Origin of the sequence: Streptomyces sp. NPDC090022 (genome assembly GCF_044748145.1) — a bacterium.
Taxonomy (GTDB): domain Bacteria; phylum Actinomycetota; class Actinomycetes; order Streptomycetales; family Streptomycetaceae; genus Streptomyces.
Map to the genome: position 1 here is coordinate 1 of NZ_JBIVFN010000016.1, position 14,680 is coordinate 14,680.

Sequence of the window (14,680 nt, forward strand, 5' to 3'; positions counted from 1 at the left end):
CCGTCTCCCCGGCCCATTCCCCCTGCATGCCAACAAGACTGGCCCCAGCTCCACCGAGCCGGGGCCAGAACAGCAGATTTTCAGCAGCCTTCTAGAAGCTAGAGTCGGGTCTAGATCAAGAGCTGTGTGACGGGAGTCGCTCGTGGACCTGAGCATCGGCGAAGTGGCGGAGCGCAGCGGGCTGAGCGTGCACGCGCTGCGGTTCTACGAGCGGGAGGGCCTGTTCGCCAATCCCGTGCGCCGCCTGTCCAACGGCCGCCGGATCTACCACGAGGAAGACCTGGAGTGGCTGGCCATCTGCACCAAGCTGCGCTCCTCCGGCATGTCACTGGCGATGATCCGGCAGTACATCGAGCTGGTCCGCGGCGGCCCGGGCAACGAACTCGAGCGGCTGGAGCTGCTGCGCCGCCACGAGAGCCACGTGGAGACGCAGATCCGGGAACTGCAGGAGGCCTTGGACGTGATGCGGTTCAAGGTGAGGCTCTACGAGGAGCACGTCGCCCGCGGTGAGGCCGACCAGCTCTGGAACCCGTCCCACCCGGACGCGGCCCGGGCCCGCACGCACCAGGAGTGCCGACCGCCACAGGGCGCCTGATCGTCCGCACGGGTCCGCACGGGTCCGCACGGGTACCGGGGCGATCAGGACCCGGTACCTGCACGCGGGCCGGCAGGATCACCAGCCTCGGTGCTGCCCGATCGCGTCGGCGGCAGACCGGGCGAAGCCCGCCACGTTGTGCGGACAGCGCCAGTGGGACCCCGGGTGGGGATCCGCACCCGTTTCGTCGAGGTCTGCCCAGGTGTAGTCGGATTCCCCGGCCAGCAGCGACAGCACCACCTCGAAGGACTCCAGGTGCGTGTCCAGGTCGTTGTCGCACGGATGGCCCGAGTGAGGACACGCGACCTGCCCGAGGGCAGGGTCCGCGGCAGCGGCCGACAGCGCCGCCACCACCCGCCGTGCCGCCTCGGGCTCCGCGTCGTACGACGCATGCGCGTACGTCCACACCAGGCCGAACGTGTAGAACGCCGACGCGTCCGGATCGCGCGTTCGGGCGGCACGCGCCCCGTCGAGCCGCTCCACGCACTGCAGCAGCGTCTCGTCGTGTTCCCCGAGGAAGTACCCCTGGTAGATCGACTCCCAGTCCTGTATCACTTCGTCTGCATCACTGATCATGATCTCAGGAGACGTCCGGCCGGAGGCGCCGGTTCCCGGCGCCGCGCCCTCCGGCGCGTGGCCACGGCCACGGCTACGGCTGGTAAGGGGTGGGGCACGGGGCGGTCGACTGGGTCATCGCCCAGCCGTCCCCGGACACACGGACGCTCGTGGGCACGGGGGATGACTCCGTGGGTGCGGGCGATGCCACAGGGGACGACTCCGTGGGGGCGGGCGATGCCACGGGCGCGCCGCTCCCCGCCGCGTCGGCGTTCGCGGGCGGCGTGCCGCTCGGGTTCGCCGCGTGCGCCACGGTGCACGCCACCTGCAGCATGGCCCGCTGGCTGAGAGGAGCGACACCCTTGGGGAGCTTGACGGAGACCCCGGTGCCGCTGTCGGCCACCACGGTCGGGGCGGCGCTCAGGCGAGGCAGCTGTGTGGTGGCCGTCATGGCCTCGCTGGCCGTCGGCCCGCTGAACAGCTGATCCACGACGTTTCCGAGATCCCCAGGACCGTTGATCCTGCGGGGGTACGCCACCACATCGCCGTTGTTCCAGAAGTAGAGGTGGACGGCGAACGGGGCCGGAGGCGTCGGCCCGGGCGCCGGCATGCCGCTCGCCGGCTCGCCGGCCTGGATGACGTCGGACGGCGGGACCCCGCACGCCGTCAGCGCGAGTGTGAGCGCGGCCGCGACCCCGGACAGCAGCACCCTGGTGCGCGAGCCGCTCACCGGGCACCCGCGGTGGAGCCGTCGGCGGGAGCGGCGATGTCGCGGTGCAGGGGCAGTTCGACGGTGAACGCCGCTCCGCCCCCGGGCAGGTTCGCGGCGCTGATGTGCCCTCCGTGCAGGTGTACGTTCTCCGCCGCGATGGCCAGGCCCAGTCCGCTGCTCTCGCTCCTGGCCCGTGCCGTGCTCGCCTTGTAGAAGCGCTCGAAGATGTGCGGCAGGGAGCCCTCGGCGATACCCGTCCCGTTGTCGGTCACCTCGATGACCGCCCACACCGCACCCGCTTCTTCCTCCCTCACGCTCATGCTCAGCCGTACCGGCGGGGCGCCGTGCCGCAGCGCGTTGCCGACCAGGTTGGCGATCACCACGTCGAGCCGGCGCGGGTCGACGCGGGCCCGGAGCACTCCCGGCCGGGGGAGCTGGGTCTCCACCTCGTCCTGCCAGCCCCGCGCCGTGAGCGTGCGGTGCACGAACTCGGCCAAGTCGATCTCGTCGAGACTGAGTTCGGCCGCTCCCGCGTCGAAGCGGGAGATCTCCATCAGGTCGTTCACCAGCCCGCTCAGCCGGCTGGTGCCCGCGCTGATGAGCTGAAGCGCCTCGCCCGCATCCCGGTTCAGGTGCGGGACGTTCGCGTCCAGGACGTCGGTGACCGCAGACATCGCCGCCAGCGGCGTCCGCAGTTCGTGCGAGACGTCCGCGACGAAGCGGCGCGCCTGGGCCTCCAGGCGGCGCAACTCCGCGACCGACACCTCCAGGGCGGCGGCCGTGTGGTTGAAGGACCGTGAGAGGTCGGCGAGTTCGTCGGAGCCGTTGACGGCCAGCCGGACGTCGAGGTGACCGTCGGCCATCCGATGCGTCGCCTGCTGCAACGCCCGTACGGGGCGCAGTACGCCGCGGGCCGCCAGCAGGGCCAGGAGCACGGCCAGGCCCAGCGCCACCAAGGTGGCGTCCTTGATGGCGCTGACGATGGCGTCCACGTAGGCCTGCTCGGTGTCCTGGGGCTCCACCAGGTACATCACCATCCCCGAGAGCCGGGGCTTCGAGCCGTCGCTGCTGTCGTACGTGACGGGCATCCCGACGACGAGATAGGGGCGCCCGCCCGCGTTCACCCGCTGGAACACCGCGGCGCGCTCGGTCTCCACGGACCGGCGCAGCTCCGGGCTGATCCTGTCGAAGCCGTCGGGGCCGGGCGCGGAGGCGCGGAGGCCGCCGTACGTGGCCATCACCCGCCGTCCGGGGGACTGGTTGGTGTGGAAGACCTGGTTCGCCGCCCTCTGCAGGTGGTCCTCGGTCGGCGAGGGGGGAATGCCGACGACCGCGGCATTGACGCTGTTGCGGAACTGCCGGATGACGGAGTCCTGGCTCTGCTGCAGCACTCCCGTGCGCGCCTCCCGGAAGGCGACCGCTCCGGTGCTGAGCGCGCCGGCCATGGTCAGCAGGACGAAGGCCACCACCAGGCGGGGGCGCAGGCCTCGCAGCGCGAGCGGGACCTTCGCCCGGATCGCCCGGCGCAAGCCCGCCGGTTCGGGGGCGGGCGTGGCCGCGGCGGTCGCGCGCCGGCGTCCCGTGATGAGTCCCCGGCCGTTCACGGGGAACCGAAGCGGTAGCCGAAGCCGCGTACGGTCTGGATGTACCAGGGGTCCCCGCCCAGCTCGCCGAGCTTGCCGCGCAGGCGCTTCACACAGGCGTCCACGAGCCGTACGTCGCCGTTGTAGCCGTGCTCCCAGACGGCTTCCAGCAACTGCTGGCGGCTGAAGACCTGTCCGGGCGAGGCCGACAGGGTCAGCAGCAGCCGGAGCTCGGACGGGGCGAGCGCGACGGGTTCGCCGCGGTGGGTCACGACGAGCCCCGCCCGGTCGATGACCAGCTCGCCGTGCGACTCCGCCCTGGGACGGACGGAATCGGGGACCGACGCGTCCTGCCGGCGCAGCACGGCGCGTATCCGTGCGTCGAGGACCCTGGCCTGCACCGGCTTGACCACGTAGTCGTCCGCGCCGGCCTCGAGCCCCACGACCACGTCGATGTCATCGCCCTTGGCGGTCACCATGATGATCGGGACCTGGTCGCGTTCCCTGATCCGCCGGCACACGTCGAGACCGGACATGCCGGGCAGCATGAGGTCGAGCACGACGACGTCCGGGTGGTAGGGGAGGAGCCGTTCCAGCCCCTCTTCACCCGTTCCGGCGGTGAGGACGTCATGCCCCTGGTGACGCAGCCCCAGCTGGATGGCCTGACGGACATCAGGGTCGTCTTCGACAATGAGGACTCTTGGCACCTCGCCAGTCTAAGCAGCTCGCCTCGGGGCTCCGACCTGCGAGAAGGCTCTTCTCGGCAGCTGTTACAGAAGGGTCATACCGGCGCGGACGGAGAGCTTCCGCGAAGCGGCCGGCCGATCATCCGTTACCGTTTCGTGACTATCCCATCTCATGGTGATCATCTGTGTCGGCGAGCTTCGGTTGCCATGAATGCGGCACGACAGCAGGAACGCGCATCGGCCACGGGCAACACCCCGGCTTCCCGCCGCGGTGGCCGTCACCGGGGGGCCTCGGGCAGACGCGGCCGCCCACGCCGCCGGGGCCGGACGTACGTGGCCGGCGGGGCGGTGGCGGCCGGCCTGCTGGGCTCGGCCGCGTTCCTCCTGGACGAGACGCCGACCGGCGCACCGCAGATGCGGGCCGAGGCGCCCGCCACACCCGTCTCGTCCGGCGCGCCCGCCACACCCGTCCCGGCCCCGACGCCCACTCCGACACCGAAGCCCACCGAGATCGCCGTCCCGGCGAAGGGTGCGGGCACGTTCGTCACCGCGCAGGCCGGCGGCGCGAAGGTCGGTCAGGGCCAACGGCCGCTGCGGTACGTGGTGCAGGTCGAGACCGGCCTCGACATCTCGCCGACCCGGGCGGCCGACGAGATCGCCGCGATACTCGCCGCGCCCAGGGGCTGGACCCGGAACCCGGCCCACGCGTTCCAGCTCGTGAGCGAGGGGCAGCCCCATGACCTCACCGTGCAGATCGCGACACCGGGTACGGCGGACGCACTGTGCTGGGCGGGCATCCAGCAGGACACCGAAGGCGAGTACAACTGCGAGGTCCCCGGCGGCGTGGTGGTCAACCTCAAGCGCTGGGTCAAGGGCTCGCCCACCTTCGACGGGCCGATCCAGGACTACCGGGCCCTGATCATCAACCATGAGATGGGGCACCTCCTGGGCCACGCGCACGCGACCTGCGCGGGCCCCGGCAAGCCGGCTCCCGTGATGATGCAGCAGATCAAGGGGCTGCACGGCTGCGTCGCCAACGCCTGGCCCTACGACAAGGAGGGTGCCTTCATCACCGGGCCGAGCGTCCAGTGACCTGGCGGAATCCAGCAACGAGCGGGGCTCACGTCAGCAGGCGCAGCGATGTCGCCGCGATGCCCAGTCGTACGCTCTGGCCCCACGTCAGCTGCAGGGCGTCGGCCTCCATCCCGTCGCCGAAGACCACGATCCGGTCCGACTCCACGGTCAGCCGCAGCCGCTGCTCCCGCTCCAACTGGCCGGCGACCCGGGAGGTTCCGGTCGCGGGCGACGGCCAGGCCTCGCGTACGAACCACAGGAGCCGGCGGTCGCGCGGCGCGGGCAGGGATGCGGTGCCGCCGCGCTCCAACCACAGGGAGCGCAGCCAGCCGGTGGCCCCGGTGCCGGTACCGACGAGGACCCCGGAGGACGCCTGGGCCTCGCCGGGGCCGCTCTCGCCGTCGGGGCCCAGGCGGTAGCGGGCCGTCTGGTGGCCGGGCGCGCCCAGGTAGATCTCGTTCAGCGCGAGGAGGCGCTGGGTGTCGTCGGCGACCGCCTCGACCATGGTCAGGTCCTCCGTCCGTCCCCCGGCGGTCGCGGCACGCAGGAGGGCGGCCGTATCGGCGCAGCGGTGACGGACCAGGATTCCGGGGTTGCGTCCCGGGTCGGTGTCGATGCCGACCACCGGCTGCCCGGTGAGGTACTTCGCGGTGTTGGCGACCAGACCGTCCTGCCCGACCACGACCACCACGTCCTCCGGCGCGAACAGGAAGCGGTCCAGGCCCGCCCGCTCCACCTGGGAGCGGCGCCAGGTGAGGGGCACTGCCGCTGCCACCTCCCGCAGCGCCTGCCGGGTGCGGGTGTGGCGGTCGGCCACCTCGCCGATCGAGCGGCCCCGGCTGGAGAGGAAGAACGCGGCCTGTCCGTGTGTCCCGTGCCGGTCGATCAGTTCCTCGTACTCGGTCCTGCGGTGCACGAGCACCGCTCGCGGGGCCAGGCTCACGCGTCCGCCCCGGAATCGGGACGCCCGAGCCTGCTGAGGAGGCCGGTGAGGACGTCCGGGGTGAGCGTGATGCTCTCCACGCGCGGCAGGTTCTCCGCCAGCCGGGTCGCCGCCAGGGCGTACAGCGTGCCCGGGCCGGTCTCGCCGTGCACCTGCAGCCAGGCGGCCTGGGCCTCGGCGCGTGCCGAGCCCGTCTCGCGTGCCGCCTCGGCGTCCGCGCGGGCCAGTGCCACCTTGCGGGCCGCCTCGGCCTCGGTCCGTACGCTGTCGGCCGCGGCCTTCTCCTCGGCCTCCCGACGGGAGTTGACGCCGCGCTGTTCGACCAGCTGCTCCTCGCGCCGGGCCAGTTCGATCTGGCTGGCCAGCTCGTTCTCGGCGATCGCACGCTCGCGCTCGACGGCGACGGCCCGCCGTTCGTACGTGGCCCGGTCCGCCTCCTGCTGGATCTGTTCGCGGGCCGGTGTGCGCAGGGCGCGCTCCACCTCGGCCTCGGGCCGGATCGCGACGACGCGCACGGTCACCACGTCGATGCCGGTGGCCGGGAGCCTGGGCTCGGCGGCGAGACCGGCGGCGACGCTCTGGCGTACCGAGGCGACGCCGTCCACCAGGGCGACGGCCAGCGGGGTCCGGGCCAGCACGTCCAGCGTGTGCTGCTGCGCGGTCTCGGTGAGCAGGGTGGAGATCTGCTCCAGGGGCGCGCCGCGCCAGCTGCCGGTGTCCGGGTCGACGGAGAAGTCGAGCCGGTCCGCCGCCGCGGCCGGGTCGCTGATCCGGTAGGTGACGGTGGCCTGCACGGTGACGTCCTGGAAGTCGGCCGTACGGGCGTGGAAGGCCATGGCCAGCTCCCGGTCGTCGACGGGTACTTCGGACAGCGCCGCCGAAAGCGACCGGTACCAGAAGCTGAGCCCTCGTCCGTCATGGACGAGCCGGCCGCGCCGGTGGTGGCGGATGTGGGTGGTGGGCGCGGATCGCAGATGACGCCAGCCGAAGCGCCGGGTGATGTCGGCCATGGCGAGCCTCCTTAATTTCGTCAGCATGACGATAATGGTGCGGCATCGATATCGTCAAGAGGACGAAAAGGAGTGGGGGCTCGCGCACGGCCGTACGGCGTCAGTGGTGCGACGGGCCTTCGAAGGTGCGCAGGCGGCGGGCCTCGAGGACCGTGGCGAGGGCGTAGGCGCCACCGCCCGCGGCAGCCAGCGCCCAGGAGAGGCCGGGGGCTTCGAGGGAGAGCACGGCGGCGGAGGTCGGCGCGAGCCAGATGCGAGACCGTAGTGCAGCACATTGCGGCGTACGGCGCCTTCGGCCCGGTGGAGCAGGCCGACGATGATGCCGGATCCGGCGGGCCACAGGGACGGACTGGAGTTCCGGCGCGTCGAATACGGAGGTCAGGCCGGTGATCGCGACGGCCAGGGCCGTGCAGGCGGCGACCCACGCGGTGCCCAGCAGTGTGCCGGAGAGGGCCTCCGGCGCGGCGGCCCCGCGCTGGGCCCGCAGCGCGGCAACGGTGGCCAGGGCGAGCGTGGGGAACTCGACGGGGAGGTCGTCGATGATCCGCTCGTCGACGGTGGCGGCGGTCAGGTCGATGGTCCAGCGCCGGGTGGAGGAGCGGGAGACGGGTTCGGTGCCGCGGCCGGGGGCGCCGGTCCACCAGTTCCAGGAGAGGTGGAAGCCTTCGCGGTCGACGGTGGGGCCTTCCAGGACGATGCGGCCCAGGCCGTCCTCGTACGCGTCAGGGCGCCGGGGACGTCGGCCTCAGCGGCCGGGAGTTCGTCATGGCACCCTCGGTCTTCTGCGGCAGCACCCCGCAGCTCCTCGCCCGCCGCCACGGCCCCCACGTGCTGCTGATCTACCCCGCTGTCCGTGACCTGGCCACGGCCGCCGTCCTGTGGAGCACCACGGCAGACGCGCGCCATGCGCACATCTCACTCGCCAGCGCCGGCGAACACGCCGCCGTACTCCGCCGGGCCGGCCTCCTCGCCCTCACCCGCACCGGCAAGAACACGCCCATCACACCCTCACCCCCGCCGGCCACACCCTCCTCGACGCCGCCTCGATCACCACCCGGCCATCACCCGGCCATCACCCGGGCGCGGCGCCGACGGCTGAGACGCGCACGCGTCGCCGAGGCCCCTCACCCCCTCGGTCGCTGCCCTCCGGAGCGGGCGGCTCCGTGCGTGCGGAAGGTACGGCGATACGTGTCGGGCGGGACACCGACGGTCCGGTGGAAATGCCGGCGGAGCGTGGTGGCGGTGCCCATGCCCGTGCTGGTGGCGATGGCCTCGACGGTCGCGTCGGTGCCCTCCAGGAGTTCCTGTGCGCGGCGGATGCGCTGGATGTGGAGCCACTGCAGAGGAGTGGTGCCGGTGACGGTCTTGAAGTGCCGCGTCAGATGGCGGGAGCTCATCCGGGCCTGCCGGGCGAGGTCCTCGACGGTGAGGGGTGCGTCGAGGCGGGCCAGGACCCAGGGCAGGAGCTCGGCCAGGGGGTGGTTGCCGGGCGCGGGCACGGGCGTACGGACGAACTGGGCCTGGCCACCGTCACGGTGGGGTGGGACGACCAGCCGCCGGGCGATGGTGTTGGCGACCGCCGTCCCGTGATCCAGCCGGACCAGATGCAGGCACAGGTCCATCGCCGCCGCCTTGCCCGCGGAGGTCAGGACGCTGCGGTTGTCCACGTACAGGACATCGGGATCGACGGTGACGCGGGGGTGGCGGCGGGCGAGTTCACCGGTGTGGGCCCAGTGGGTCGTGGCGCGCCGGCCGTCCAGAAGTCCGGCGGCCGCCAGCACGAACGCACCCGTGCACAGGGACACCACGCGCGCCCCGGCGTCATGGGCCGCGCGTACCGCGTCGACGAGTTCGCCCGGCGGGTCACGATCGACGTCGGCCCAGCCCGGCACGATGACGGTGTCCGCACGCGCCAGTCCGTCGAGCCCCTCGTCCGGCTGCAGCCGGAACCTGTCCACCGTCACCGGTCCCGGCCCGCACACCGAGAACCGGTACCAGGGATCCACCAGATGAGTCAGGTCCGAGCCGAAGACCTCGCAGGCCAGGGACAACTCGAAGTGGAGCATGCCGTCGGTGACGGCCAACGCGACGCTTCGCATGTCGGGAACTGTACGCCCTGTGTCGTTTCGGACACTCGTGGGGCGGGCCGGTCGCGGCGAGGATGAGGCCTGTCACAGCGCACCGGCCCGCCGGAAGGAAGCAGGCGGAGCCAGCGCGGCAGACACCCCACCCCACACCACACGCGTACGAGGCAGAGGAGCGGTTTCGTGAACGGCACGGCGCACGGCAAGGTCGCGGTCTACGGCGCGTACGGACACACGGGGAGGTTCGTGGTGGCCGAGCTGGCCGCCCGCGGCTACCGGCCGCTCCTCTCCGGCCGCGACACCGCGAAGGTGACCGCCCTGGCCGAGGAGACCGGGCACGAGGCCCGCCCGGCTTCGGTCGACGACGCGGCCGCGCTCGACCGGGCGCTGGCCGGTACCACCGCGGTGATCAACTGCGCGGGCCCGTTCGCCTCGACCACCGGTCCGGTCATCGACGCGGCCCTGCGCGCCGGCATCCCGTACCTCGACGTGGCCGCCGAACTGGAGGCCAACCTCGACACGTTCGCCCACTACGCCGACCGGGCGCGCGAGGCGGAGGCGATCGTCGTCCCGGCGATGGCGTTCTTCGGCGGCCTGGGCGATCTGCTGGTCACGGCCGCGATGGGGGACTGGACCCACGCCGACGAGGCCCACATCGCCTACGGCCTGAGCGACTGGCACCCCACCGCCGGCACCCGCCTGTCCGGAGCGGTCTCCCGCGAACGGCGCGGCGCCCACCGCCTGCGCTACAGCGGCGGCGCCTGGCAGCGCCGTACCGACACCCCGCCCACCGTCGAGTGGCCCTTCCCGGCCCCGATGGGTCCCCGCCCGGTCGTCACCGAATTCACCATGGCCGATGTCGTCACCGTCACGGGCCACCTGTCGATCCGTGACGTCCACACCCACATGGCGCTCGGCGCCGCCCAGGACATCGCCTCGTCCGCCACCCCCGCCCCCGCCCCCGCCGACGAGCTCGGCCGCTCCGGCCAGACCTTCCTGGTCGACGCGATCGTCCGCGCCGGCGGCGTCGAGCGCCGCGCCGTCGCCGAGGGCCGCGACATCTACGCCGTCACCGCGCCCCTGGTCGTCGAGGCCCTCGACCGCGTCCTGACCGGACGGATCCGCACCACCGGCGTCGCCGCCGCCGGCCGCATCTTCGACGCCGCCGATTTCCTGAGGGCCCTCGCCCCCCACATCACGCTCGGCGCAGGGGAGACCACACCATGACGGACGAACCAGATGAGCCAGATGAGCCAGATGAGCCAGATGAAGCACATGAACCGGACGAACCCCGGCCGCCGACCGCGGCCGTCCTGACCGGAGTACGGAAGCGGGGGCCGTCCGGTACGGGGTCAGCCGCGGGTGACTCGGGCCCACTTCTGGGAAGCGGAGCCGTTGCAGAGCTGGGCGTACGCCTGCTCCTGGTTGCCGCCGAGGCAGAACGCCTGGTTCCGGGTGCCGTCGTGCAGGCCGCGCAGGGACATGTTGTTGAAGGTGCCGCCCACACGGTCGATGGTCGTGAACTGGCTGTCGAAGAACACGTCGTTTCGCGCGCAGCGCCTGCTCTTCGGTGTTCCGCGAAGAGTTGATCACGAGCCGGTCCACCGGAGCGGCGTCCACCGATTACCGGAACCTTACGTTTCCGGTCACGTCACCGACCGTCTCGACCAGCCGCGTGGGTGGCACCCGATAGGCTTCCTCGCGTGGAACCTCTCGAGGGTGAGTACGGGCCGAGTCCGGCGCAGTGGGTGCGCGAGCAGGTCGAGCTGTACGAGAGTTCGGGCGGCACGCGGGGAACGACGCTCTGGGACACGGGCCTGCCCGTCGTCATTCTCACGACGCGCGGGGCGAAGAGCGGCAAGATCCGCAAGGTCCCGTTGATGCGCGTGGAGCACGAGGGGCGGTACGCGGCCGTGGCGTCGAAGGGCGGCTTCCCGCGTCACCCGGTCTGGTACTTCAACGTCACGTCCGACCCGCAGGTGGTGCTCCAGGACGGGCCCGTACGCCGGGACATGACGGCCCGTGAGGTCACCGGCGACGAGAGGACCGAGTGGTGGGAGCGCGCCGTCGCCGCGTATCCGCCGTACGCCGAGTACCAGCAGCAGACCGACCGGGTGATCCCCGTCTTCGTGCTGGAGCCGACGCACTCGCCCTGAGGCACTCCCGCCGCTGTGCCGGTGTGAGTGCGCCGGTCAGGTGTAGTACGTGTCGAGCGAGCCGATCCAGAGCGCCGACAGCGGCAGAACGGACAGCTGGACGACCGCCGTGGTCCAGCACCGTCCAAGAGCCGCCGCACACGCACTCGTCCAGGCCGCTGTAAGGAGCAGGCCGACCGCGGCAGCCTGGTATCCCTGCCCGTCGGGATCCATCATGCCGGGGTAGCCCATCCACTCCTCGGTGAAGATGCCGTCCGCGCCGAACACCACGACCCCCGACACCAGCCACAGGTCGGCCAGCAACACGGCGACGGCGAGCGCCCTGTCGAAGCGGAGGTACGCGGAGGTCGGGAGCAGCAGCCGGGCGAGCCGATGCCCGTGGTCCCGTAGCCACGGCTGCCGCCGACTGCGCCAGAGCACCGAGGAGGCGTACCCGAGCCCGGCGAGGGTCATGGCCCAGCCGGTCAGGAGGAACAGCCCGAAGAACAAGATCACCATGCCCCACCAGATGCCCCCACCCGTGGAACGGTTCCTTCCGCCCGTGACGAGTGACGTATGCGGCTCGCCAACCGGTGGCGCCGAGCGCCTTGTCGGTCCCCGACCCGAGGCCCTGTCCATCGTCACCCACACGTTCCCAGGGGCCGGTCACCTGGGATGATGTGCCTGCGCCCACCTACCGGAACAACCCGAACCCCGCGGTGCAGTACGGCATGTGGGAATCGCTGGCCCTGGTCCACCGGCCGATCGGTGTGCTTCCACCGCCGTTGCAGGCATACGCCGACCGGCTGGTGCTGGAGGTGGAGCAGAGCTGGGAAGACCTGGGCCGGGTGGACGTGGCCACCTTCCGCCTCGGTGGGCGCTGGTTCGTCCTGAGCCAGTTCACCGATGGCCCCGAATGGGGCGTCACCGTGTGGCTCGACCGCCGGCACTGCGACGACGAGGCCGGCCTGGCCCTGCTCGTGCGGACCCTGGGCATCCCGGGCGACCGCGTACGTGACATCTCCCACTCCCCGCATCCCGCGGTCCAGCACGAGCTGAACCCCCCACCCCGCCCCGAAGCCACCCGGCCCGCCTCACGCTGGTCACGCTTCCTCCCGCCGCGCAGGAGGCGACCGGGCGCCGGCGGAGGCTCGGTGGTGTCCGTGCCATGACCGCTCTCGACACGCTCGTCCGCCTCTGCCCGCCGCCCGCCGATCCGCCGCCCGCGGTGGACTGGACGCGAGCCGATCGGTCTCCTCAGCTCCTTCTCCGTCCCGGAGCCCAACGGCGCTCCCTCATCTCTGCCTTCCAGACGACGAGGCGCTGCGCGTGCCTGTCCGCGAGAGCGCGGATCTCGTCCGCGTGGTCGCCTCGGGCGGCGTCACTGTCCCACAGGACCCGCAGCGCGCTGTCACGGGCAGCGGCGCGTACCGCGGGCAACGGGTCGTCCACCAGCCGCAGCGCCGTGACCAGGGCCGCCGGTTCGAAGGAACGTCCCAGCAGTTCCATCGCGAGGACCCGCCGCTCCGCGGCCTCGCCCGGTGCCGCGAGGGCGACGAGCCGCTCCTCCGGGATCCGGCTCCGCCGGCTCCGCAGAGCGGCGCGCGCAGCCCGGGAAGCCTCCTTCGCCGGGTCGGACAGGAACGGCAGGGCCTCCTCCCAGCCGAGGGCGTGCCGGTGGGCGAGGTGGGTCAGGGCCGTGCCCCGCACCCACCCGTTCGCATGGCCGAGCAGCGCACGCATGACCGCGGGATCGTCACGCAGGCCCCGCAGGACGACCGCCACGACGCGCGGGTCGGGATCGGCGGCGTACCGGGCCAGTGCCCCGGCGTCCAGGACGCCCAGCCGTCGCAGTCCGCCGACCGCCCGGGCCCGTACGGCCCCGTCGGCGTGCCGGGTCAGCATGTCGAGCAGCGGGCCGTCGCAGGGGTCCCGGTACTGGGCCAGGCCGCTCACCGCGGCAGGCGTCACCGTTTCCGGGTCGGCGCACCACGCCCGGTACCGGGCGTGCGGATCCCCGCCGGCCGCGCGCAGTTCGCGGCAGGCCAGGCCGCGCACCGAGGAGGAGGGGTCGATGAGGTACGGCACAAGACGCTCGGAGCGTCCGCCTGCCCTCAGCCGTCCCACGGCCCAGCCGCGCACGACGCTGTCGGGCGAGTCGAGCAGCCGGTCCAGGACCGCACCCGCGCCCCTCGGCTCCGGGACCGCATCCGCGCCCGGCAGCTCCGGGACCGGATCCGCACCCGTCGGCTCCAAGACCGGCTCCACGCCCATCGGCTCCACGCCCATCGGCTCCAGGACCACCCGGGCGGCGAGCCGGCGGACGTTCCGGTCGTGGTGCCCGACGGCGAGACCGGCCAGGTCGTCGGTGGACGGCAGCCGCACGGAGAGCGCGTACCTGAGGGCCCAGATCCGCACCTCGGCCTTCTCGCACCTGGCCAGGAAGTCGAGGAAACGTTTCTGCGCCGCCGTGTCCCGCCCGGCCGCGAGCGCGCCGCGGATCGCCTCGAAGCGCTCCCGGCCCGACCGGTCAGCCGTCAGGGCGATCCGGTACAGGGCGTCCGCGTCCAGCAACCCGGCCTCCGCCCCGGCCCGTATTCCGGCCATCCTGGCGTCGGCCTCCTGCCGTCCTTCACCGGCCAGCAGTTCCCGTACCGCCGCCTCCCGGACGCCGCCCGTCCGCGCGAGCACCGCGTCGCGCGCCCAGCGTCCATGCCTGCGGACGCCGGCGCGCAGCGCCAGAGCGACCAGGGAACGCGCGGATTCGTCGCCGACCGCGGCGAAGGCCGCTGCGAAGACCTCGCGGGCCCGCCCCCGTACCCGCTCGTCGTTGTCCGCGCAGCGCAACAGGAGCAGCGGCAGCGGCGCCGCCGCGCCACCCGCGTCCAGCGCCGCCGCCCGGACCCGTGGGTCGGCGTGGCACAGGCACAGCGCGAGCTCGGACTCGGTCGGCGGGCTTGCCCAGGACGGGGCGTCCCCATCCCAGTAGGGGACGGTGCCCCAGTCCGCGATCTCACGCTGGTCGAACCAATGGAAGCCGACCCGGAGGCTCGACGAGACCTTCCACCCGGCCACGCGGTCCCATGTCCCGTAGTGGACATCCATGTCGAGCCGTACCCAGTCCCCGGCCAGTCCGGCCCCCACGGCCGCGGCCACGCTCTTCCCGTGCAGCAGCCGTTCACCCCCGCTGAGGAACTGGGTGGGCAGCAGCAATCCATTCGCCATGAGCGGCACTGTAGCCCGCCCCACCCCCCTCCACCTGGGAATATCCGCCGTGGGCGCAGCACGCCGAGGTACGGCGCG

The 14,680-nt window shown here is 72.6% G+C and carries 16 protein-coding genes; 5 read left to right on the top strand and 11 right to left on the bottom strand.

Annotated elements, in window-relative coordinates; genetic code table 11:
* Nucleotides 1-142: 142 nt before the first annotated feature.
* Entirely contained in the window at nt 143-595 is a 453-nt protein-coding gene (locus ACIPXB_RS24735; protein ID WP_401453428.1) for a MerR family transcriptional regulator, read from the top strand.
* 78 nt (nt 596-673) lie between these two features.
* Here ACIPXB_RS24735 and ACIPXB_RS24740 read toward each other — a convergent pair whose 3' ends face one another.
* From ACIPXB_RS24740 to ACIPXB_RS24755, 4 genes are all read right to left on the bottom strand, one after another.
* Nucleotides 674-1,171 (bottom strand): hypothetical protein, encoded by a 498-nt coding sequence (locus ACIPXB_RS24740; protein WP_401453430.1) that lies wholly within the window; start codon nt 1,169-1,171, stop codon nt 674-676.
* Between the two features lie 73 nt (nt 1,172-1,244).
* The gene (locus ACIPXB_RS24745; RefSeq protein WP_401453432.1) at nt 1,245-1,880 is read right to left on the bottom strand and encodes a hypothetical protein; all 636 of its coding nucleotides are present in this window, start codon (nt 1,878-1,880) and stop codon (nt 1,245-1,247) included.
* A complete protein-coding gene (locus ACIPXB_RS24750) occupies nt 1,877-3,379 on the bottom strand; it encodes an ATP-binding protein (RefSeq protein WP_401453706.1) in 1,503 nt (500 codons plus the stop codon). Before ACIPXB_RS24750 ends, ACIPXB_RS24745 begins: the two co-directional genes overlap by 4 nt.
* An 83-nt stretch (nt 3,380-3,462) precedes the next feature.
* Nucleotides 3,463-4,152, bottom strand: coding sequence for a response regulator (locus ACIPXB_RS24755; RefSeq protein WP_401453434.1), 690 nt, complete (start codon nt 4,150-4,152; stop codon nt 3,463-3,465).
* A gap of 186 nt (nt 4,153-4,338) precedes the next feature.
* Here ACIPXB_RS24755 and ACIPXB_RS24760 point away from each other — a divergent pair, with 186 nt between their 5' ends.
* Nucleotides 4,339-5,223: a DUF3152 domain-containing protein gene (locus ACIPXB_RS24760; protein ID WP_401453436.1), complete on the top strand. Its 885-nt coding sequence runs from the start codon at nt 4,339-4,341 to the stop codon at nt 5,221-5,223.
* Between the two features lie 28 nt (nt 5,224-5,251).
* Here ACIPXB_RS24760 and ACIPXB_RS24765 read toward each other — a convergent pair whose 3' ends face one another.
* The 4 genes from ACIPXB_RS24765 to ACIPXB_RS24780 form a co-directional block, all read right to left on the bottom strand.
* Nucleotides 5,252-6,148 carry a hypothetical protein gene (locus ACIPXB_RS24765; RefSeq protein WP_401453438.1) on the bottom strand — a complete coding sequence of 299 codons (897 nt, stop codon included), beginning with the start codon at nt 6,146-6,148 and terminating at the stop codon, nt 5,252-5,254.
* Nucleotides 6,145-7,158 carry an SPFH domain-containing protein gene (locus tag ACIPXB_RS24770; protein WP_401453440.1) on the bottom strand — a complete coding sequence of 338 codons (1,014 nt, stop codon included), beginning with the start codon at nt 7,156-7,158 and terminating at the stop codon, nt 6,145-6,147. The genes ACIPXB_RS24765 and ACIPXB_RS24770 overlap by 4 nt, the downstream gene beginning before the upstream one ends.
* Nucleotides 7,159-7,258: 100 nt before the next feature.
* Nucleotides 7,259-7,384 (bottom strand): hypothetical protein, encoded by a 126-nt coding sequence (locus ACIPXB_RS24775; protein WP_401453442.1) that lies wholly within the window; start codon nt 7,382-7,384, stop codon nt 7,259-7,261.
* A gap of 898 nt (nt 7,385-8,282) precedes the next feature.
* Nucleotides 8,283-9,257, bottom strand: a complete 975-nt coding sequence (locus tag ACIPXB_RS24780; protein ID WP_401453444.1) for a helix-turn-helix domain-containing protein — start codon at nt 9,255-9,257, stop codon at nt 8,283-8,285.
* Between the two features lie 168 nt (nt 9,258-9,425).
* Between ACIPXB_RS24780 and ACIPXB_RS24785 the strand changes: the two genes are divergently transcribed.
* Nucleotides 9,426-10,469 (top strand): saccharopine dehydrogenase NADP-binding domain-containing protein, encoded by a 1,044-nt coding sequence (locus ACIPXB_RS24785; protein WP_401453446.1) that lies wholly within the window; start codon nt 9,426-9,428, stop codon nt 10,467-10,469.
* Between the two features lie 125 nt (nt 10,470-10,594).
* Here ACIPXB_RS24785 and ACIPXB_RS24790 read toward each other — a convergent pair whose 3' ends face one another.
* Complete coding sequence (locus ACIPXB_RS24790) at nt 10,595-10,783, bottom strand: hypothetical protein (protein WP_401453448.1); 189 nt, start codon at nt 10,781-10,783, stop codon at nt 10,595-10,597.
* Nucleotides 10,784-10,945: 162 nt separating this feature from the next.
* On the opposite strand from ACIPXB_RS24790, the gene ACIPXB_RS24795 reads away from it, so the two are divergent.
* A complete protein-coding gene (locus ACIPXB_RS24795; RefSeq protein WP_401453450.1) occupies nt 10,946-11,398 on the top strand; it encodes a nitroreductase family deazaflavin-dependent oxidoreductase in 453 nt (150 codons plus the stop codon).
* Between the two features lie 36 nt (nt 11,399-11,434).
* On the opposite strand, the gene ACIPXB_RS24800 is transcribed toward ACIPXB_RS24795, so the two are convergent.
* A complete protein-coding gene (locus ACIPXB_RS24800) occupies nt 11,435-11,896 on the bottom strand; it encodes a hypothetical protein (RefSeq protein WP_401453452.1) in 462 nt (153 codons plus the stop codon).
* Nucleotides 11,897-12,057: 161 nt separating this feature from the next.
* On the opposite strand from ACIPXB_RS24800, the gene ACIPXB_RS24805 reads away from it, so the two are divergent.
* A complete protein-coding gene (locus ACIPXB_RS24805) occupies nt 12,058-12,549 on the top strand; it encodes a hypothetical protein (RefSeq protein WP_401453454.1) in 492 nt (163 codons plus the stop codon).
* Between the two features lie 85 nt (nt 12,550-12,634).
* Here the strand turns inward: ACIPXB_RS24805 and ACIPXB_RS24810 are convergent, their stop codons facing one another.
* A complete protein-coding gene (locus ACIPXB_RS24810; protein WP_401453456.1) occupies nt 12,635-14,602 on the bottom strand; it encodes a hypothetical protein in 1,968 nt (655 codons plus the stop codon).
* Nucleotides 14,603-14,680: the final 78 nt, after the last annotated feature.